Origin of the sequence: Kitasatospora sp. NPDC007106 (genome assembly GCF_040634455.1) — a bacterium.
Lineage (GTDB): Bacteria > Actinomycetota > Actinomycetes > Streptomycetales > Streptomycetaceae > Kitasatospora > Kitasatospora arboriphila.
The window spans coordinates 1-6,054 of the sequence record NZ_JBEYFP010000362.1 but is presented as its reverse complement, the minus strand read 5'-3'; the positions used below and the strand labels follow the sequence as shown (position 1 = coordinate 6,054).

The following is a 6,054-nucleotide window of genomic DNA, read 5'->3' as shown; positions in this document are numbered from 1 at the left end:
CATCCGTCCAGGGCCGGGAACGCAGCAGCGCCGGCTCCACCAAACCCCCGTGTTGGTGGAGCCGGCGCTGCTGCGTGCGCTGCCGCCGAGGCCGTCCGGGCCCGGGCATACGGCCGCGCCGCGACGGGCTCGGCCAGTATATTGGCCCGGAGCCAGTCAACGTTCGGAGCAGACACGATGGCACCTCGCGGGGAATCGGTCAATGAGGAGATGCGCCGGCGATCCTGCCGCCGAATCATGCGCGCCACCGTCGAGCTCGTCGACCAGCACGGATACGCAGGGACGACGCTCAGTGACATAGCGGAGCATGCAGGGCTCGCCCGCGGCCTGGTCTCGTACTACTTCGACGGCAAACGGCTGCTGATGCAGTCCGCCACCCACCGCCTGATGCACCTGGAGCTGGGCGCGGCACTGGCGGCGATGCCCGAGGATTCCTCGCCGGAGGCACGGCTGGCACGGGCCATCGACGCCGTCCTCGGTCTCGCCATGGACCATCCGCGGGTGATGCGCGCACACCTGGCGCTGATCCTCGATCCGGACGTCGGCGCCTTCGTGCAGGATCCGGAGCAGCGGCAGTTGGGCGCGATCCTGCGGGGGCTGTTGAAGGACTGGGGCGCCCCGGATCCGGTCGCCGAGCACGCGGTGCTGCGCAGCGCGTTGATGGGCGGCTGCATCGGGGTGCTGCTGCCGGGGGCGTCCACGCCGCTGGCCCCGATCCGCGCGGATCTCTTCGCGCGCTACGGGCTCGCCTGGGAGCTGGGGGTGCCGCCGCAGCCCGAGGCGCCCGAGCGCGCCCAGGCATCCGTCCGCGGGGGGATCTCGACCCGGGCGTGACGGCCTGCCCCCGGGCACGCACGTCCGGGCCGGCTCGGGGCTGTCGGCCTCGTTCGGCGGGTCGATAATCGGCTCGTGGGCACCAGCCGCGATCTCGTCCGGGGCCGTGCGTGTTACGCCGCCGGGGCCTGGCGCGAGGCCTTCGAGAGCCTCAGCGCCGCCGACGGAGCCGCACCGGTGGGCGCCGACGACCTGGAGCTGCTGGCCAGGTCCGCCTACATGCTCGGGCTCGACGAGGACTACGTGGCCCGGCTGGAGCGCGCCCACGCGGATTGGCTGGACGCCGGTGACGTGCCACGGGCCGTCCGCTGTGCGGTGTGGATCGGCCACAGCATGCTGTTCCGGGGCCACGGCGCGCGGGCGAGCGGTTGGTTCTCCCTCGGTGAGCGCCTCCTGAAGGCCGACGGGCGGGACTGCGTCGAACGCGGGTACCTCCTGATCCCCGTGTGGCTGGCCCAGATGGGCGGCGGCGACTGGCAGGCCGGCCACGCGACGGCGGCCGAGGCTGCCGAGGCCGGTGAGGCGTTCGGCGACGCCGACCTGGTGTGGTTGGCGCGCGACGAACAGGCCCGGGCCCTGGTGAACCTGGACCGTGTGCACGAGGGCCTTCGCCTGGTGGACGAGACGCTCGTGGTCGTCGAGTCCGGTGCGCTGTCTCCGATCGTCAGCGGCATCGTCTACTGCAACACCATCAGCTTCTGCCACGACCTGTACGAGCTGCGCCGACTGCGCGAGTGGACGGGCGCCCTGACCCGGTGGTGCGAGCGCCAGCCGCAGATGGTCGCGCACAACGGACTGTGCCTCGTGCACCGGGCCGAGGTGATGCAGTACGGCGGTGCCTGGACCGCCGCGCTCGACGAGGCCCGCCGCGCCGCCGAACACTTCACCCGGGGTGTGCTGAACCGGATCGCCTGCGGGCAGGCCCACTACCGGCAGGGCGAGATCCACCGGCTGCAGGGCCGCCCGGCCGAGGCCGAGGCCGCCTACCGGGAGGCCAACCGCTGCGGGTTCGAGCCGCAGCCCGGGTTCTCCCTGCTCCGGTTGGCGCAGGGCAACGGCGAGGCGGCAGCGGCCACGGTCCGCCGCGCCGTGTCCGAGCACACCCGGGACCTGGAGCGGGCGGCCCTCCTCCCGGCGTACGTCGAGATCATGCTGGCCGGCGGCGACATCGACGCCGCGGCCGAGGCCGCCCGCCGGTTGAAGGCCGTCGCGGAGCGCCAGGACGGCGACGTGCTCCGCGCGGCGGCGGCGTACGGCGTCGCCTCCGCGGCACTGGCCGGGGGCGACGCCTCCGCCGGTCTCGCCGCGGCTCGGCGGGCGTGGCGCGGGTGGCAGGAGCTCGAAGTGCCGTACGAGGCCGCGCGGGCGCGCGTCCTGGTGGCGCTCGCCTGCCGTGCGCTCGGTGACGGCGACACCTCCGATCTGGAGCTCCAGGCGGCCCGCACGGTCTTCGTCGGGCTCAAAGCCGGGCCGGACGTCGCCCGTCTGGATTCCCTCGCCCGCGGCGGACCGGGCACGCACCCGGGCACCGGCGCAGGTGGGGCCCCGGTCACGGGGCCGGCCGGCTACGGTCTCTCGCCACGCGAGGTCGAGGTGCTCCGGGAGGTGGTCGGTGGTGCGACCAACCGGCAGATCGCCGTCGCCCTGGTGATCAGCGAGCACACCGTCGCCCGGCACCTGCAGAACATCTTCGGCAAGCTGGGTGTCTCCTCCCGCACGGCGGCGAGCACCTTCGCGCTGGAGCACGGCCTGGTCTGAGCCGGATGGCCAGGATTGACCATGCCTCCCCGCACCGGATCGGTGCCGGATTGGTGAATGTGCGCGACGCGGTGTCCGCCCCCGCGGACCTAGCGTCGAACTGTCCGAAGGGGAGGGCCGGCAGTGAGGAGGACTCCCCATGTACGTCGTGGTCCAGCACACGATCCTCGACCCGGAGACCGCATTCTCCCGTGGCCGGGCCCTCATGAGCGGCAGCGGAGCGCCGGACGGCACCCGGGTGCTGCAGTTCTACCCGCATGTCGGGGGCTCCGCCGTGACGTGCCTCTGGGAGACGGAGTCCGTCGGCGACGTCCAGCGCTTCGTCGACACGACCCTCGGGAATTCCAGCACCAACCTCTGCTACGAGGTCGATGCGGATCGGGCGTTCGCCGACCGCCCGCTCGGCCTGCGCCCGTCACCGGCTCCGGTCGCCCACCCGAGCCTGTCCGGCACGTCCTAGGCGTGTCGCCGAAAAGAACGGTCGGGCACCCGAGGGGTGCCCGACCGCCTTCTGCCGCGTTCGCCGGCTCAGCGCTCCTTGAGGATCGAGGTGAGCAGGTCCACGGTCTGATCGGGCGTCAGGCTGTCGACGCAGAGCCGCTCCATCACCTGGATGTAGGCGTCGACGTCGTCGCGCTTGTCGAGGTAGAGGGCGCTGGTGAGCTGCTCCAGGTAGACGACGTCGGCCAGGTCCTGTTCGGGGAACCGCAGGATGGAGAAGGCGCCGCTCTCGCCGGCGTGGGCGCCGAAACGGAACGGCATGACCTGGATGGTGACGTTGGGCCGGTCCGCCATGTCGATCAGGTGCTGCACCTGGGCCCGCATCACGGCCGGGCCGCCGACCGGGCGGCGCAGCGCGGCCTCGTCGATGACGGCCCACAGGTGCGGGCTCCGACCCTCCGTCAGCAGGGTCTGCCGGCGCATCCGGAGGCTGACCCGGCGCTCCAGTTCCTCGGCGCCGATCGCCGGGCGGCTCTGGCCGAAGACCGCGCGGGCGTACTCCTCCGCCTGCAGCAGGCCGGGGATGAACTGCACCTCGTAGGTGCGGATCAGCGCGGCGGCCTCCTCCAGACCGACGTAGGTCTGGAACCAGCCGGGCAGGACGTCGTTGAAGCTGTGCCACCAACCGGACTTGTTCGCCTCGCGGACCAGGCCGAGCAGGGCCTCGCGCTCCGTGGCGTCGTCGACGCCGTAGAGGCTGAGCAGATCGGCGACGTCGCGCTCCTTGAAGGAGACGCGGCCGAGCTCCATACGGCTGATCTTCGACTCGGAGGCGCGGATGGTGTAGCCGGCGTCCTCGCGGGTGATGCCCCGTCCCTCGCGCAGGCGCCGCAGCTGCGAGCCGAGGAGGATACGGCGCACCATCGAGCCCCCGCCGGGCTGAACTGTGGTCATGCGGTCGGAAACCTCCACCTCGGGTCAAACAGCGCACAGTCTGCCATCAGTTGGGCGCGCTCGGTGCCCGTAGTGGCGCAACGATCTACTACTTCTGCATCACATCCTCCATCTTGCACGTGCATCTGGCGCTTGCATATGCCAAACATGCGACTGCACGTGAATCGACTCTTGCATCTGCAGTGGGCGCAGAGGACCATGGTGCACGTGCACTTGCACGCACCTGACAACTCCGCGGGCTTCGCGTCGACCGAACGCGCGACCCCACATGCCCTCCCGGCCGCGCCCCTGTGCGGCCGGGAGTTCGTGTGCGGGTGCGGGCTTACCGGCGGGCGGCCGAGCGGCCGAGCGAGTCGGAGGTGACCGGCATGACCCGGGTGGGTCCCGCCGTGTCCGCCCCCTTATGGGAGGAGCTCTTCATGAGCACCGGTACGGCCATCGCTGCCGACCCGTACGTGGTCAGCTGTACCCTCGCCCCTCGCTACGAAGCCGTCAGATCGGCACGCGACTTCGCCAGGACCACCTTGCGGAACTGGGGACTCGACTCGCTCTTCGACGATGTCGCCCTGGTCGCCTCGGAGTTGGTGACCAACGCGCTGCGGCACGCCGTGGGCGCGCTGCCCGACGGCTGCGGCGCCCCGACGGCGCAGGTGCCCGCACAACTGGCCCGCCCGCAGGGCCTGGAGGGCCGCACCCCCATACGCATCAGCCTGGTGCACCGGGCGCCGCAGGTGGTGTGCGCGGTGAGCGACCCCAGTAGTCAGGGTCCGGTGGCGCGCGAGGCGGACTTCGTGGCGGAGTCCGGCCGCGGACTGCACCTGGTCGATTCCTTCAGCACGTCCTGGGGCTGGCACCCGCTGGCCGGGGCGGGCAAGGTCGTCTGGGCGCTGTTCGAGGCCGCACCCGCGGTCGGGACCGGCCGGCACCGCTCGGTCTGAGCCGGTCCGCACCGAGCCCCACCCGGACCGGACGCGGACCGGAACCGGCCAGGACGGGCAACGGCCGCGACGCCGGTTCGGACGGGCGGAGGGTACGGGCGGGTCGGGCGGAGGGGACCCGATCGGCGACCTCGCACCGCACGGGCGGGCACCGCGACCGCAGGGAGACGGTCCACGGACGCCGCGCCGCGGAGCGGTCGGCCCGCACGCGCGAGGTCCGACAGTAAGGAGAGGTCGGAAAGACCTCGGACCCGCACGGGGCCGGGCACGCAGCCGGGCCGTCGCGGCGTCCCCCACGACGGCCCCCGGAACGGGAAGCCCGAACACCCGGGCCCACCGGGTGCGGCGGGCCGACGGACGGTCAGGTCGCCAGGTGGTCGAACTCCCCGTCCTTGGCGCCGAGGAGCAGTGCGGCTATCTCGGCCCGGGTGTAGATGAGCGCCGGGCCGTCCGGGAACCGGGAGTTGCGCATCGCCACCTCGCCGCCCGGAAGGGCCGCGAACTCGACGCAGTTGCCCTGCGAATTGCTGTGCCGGCTCTTCTGCCAGACGACCCCGTCGAGGTCCGCAGCCGCCATGCCGTTGTACGTGTCACTCATCGTTGTCTCCCTGAGCCTGGCGTTCGCCTCACTTGACGTGATGATAGCTGGCCTGCACGTGCATCAGCACGGGACAAAGCGCGTGCATCTGACTCATCAGTAGCGTCGAACAACCGCACCGTGCGCCGGGCAAAGTAGGTCAAACCAGAGCAGACGCCACGGCAAACGATCACCGTACGTATGGGTTGCTCTGCGTCCCGTGGATCTTGACGCTCGCCGCCGGGCTTTACGCGCAGTCACATCGGCCACTGTGAGGAGCATCACGCACCCGGACACCAGTGCGTACAGCGCTTTGCCGGTGTTTGTCCGACCTTGTGCCGTCACCACCAACCCCTCACGGGAGTCGACTGCAGTAAGGGCCCCGGTATGTCCTACGATCTCCGCCATGAGCACCGCAGCCATCCCGGGCGCGCCACTGCCCGTCCGTACGCCAGGCTCCCGTGCGCGGGGGCGCCACCGCCGTCCCGAGCGCCCCGAGGTCCCGGCCGGCTCCCCGGCCCTGCTGCTGGCCGTCCCGGCCACGGCCGGGCC

6 protein-coding genes are annotated in these 6,054 nt (G+C 72.0%); 4 read left to right on the top strand and 2 right to left on the bottom strand.

The window, feature by feature from the left end:
• Positions 1–237 precede the first annotated feature (237 nt).
• The 3 genes from ABZ641_RS23405 (at position 238) to ABZ641_RS23395 (ending at position 3,052) form a co-directional block, all read left to right on the top strand.
• The gene (locus ABZ641_RS23405; RefSeq protein WP_359984574.1) at positions 238–834 is read left to right on the top strand and encodes a TetR family transcriptional regulator; all 597 of its coding nucleotides are present in this window, start codon (positions 238–240) and stop codon (positions 832–834) included.
• 75 nt (positions 835–909) lie between these two features.
• A complete protein-coding gene (locus tag ABZ641_RS23400) occupies positions 910–2,592 on the top strand; it encodes a LuxR C-terminal-related transcriptional regulator (protein WP_359984571.1) in 1,683 nt (560 codons plus the stop codon).
• A 139-nt stretch (positions 2,593–2,731) separates the two neighbouring features.
• Complete coding sequence (locus tag ABZ641_RS23395; protein ID WP_359984569.1) at positions 2,732–3,052, top strand: hypothetical protein; 321 nt, start codon at positions 2,732–2,734, stop codon at positions 3,050–3,052.
• 68 nt (positions 3,053–3,120) lie between these two features.
• Here ABZ641_RS23395 and ABZ641_RS23390 read toward each other — a convergent pair whose 3' ends face one another.
• Positions 3,121–3,987, bottom strand: a complete 867-nt coding sequence (locus tag ABZ641_RS23390; protein WP_359984566.1) for a helix-turn-helix transcriptional regulator — start codon at positions 3,985–3,987, stop codon at positions 3,121–3,123.
• 419 nt (positions 3,988–4,406) lie between these two features.
• Here ABZ641_RS23390 and ABZ641_RS23385 point away from each other — a divergent pair, with 419 nt between their 5' ends.
• On the top strand, positions 4,407–4,925 hold the full coding sequence (locus ABZ641_RS23385) for an ATP-binding protein (RefSeq protein WP_344621863.1): 519 nt from the start codon (positions 4,407–4,409) through the stop codon (positions 4,923–4,925).
• 361 nt (positions 4,926–5,286) lie between these two features.
• On the opposite strand, the gene ABZ641_RS23380 is transcribed toward ABZ641_RS23385, so the two are convergent.
• Complete coding sequence (locus ABZ641_RS23380) at positions 5,287–5,523, bottom strand: DUF397 domain-containing protein (RefSeq protein WP_344621862.1); 237 nt, start codon at positions 5,521–5,523, stop codon at positions 5,287–5,289.
• Positions 5,524–6,054 lie beyond the last annotated feature (531 nt).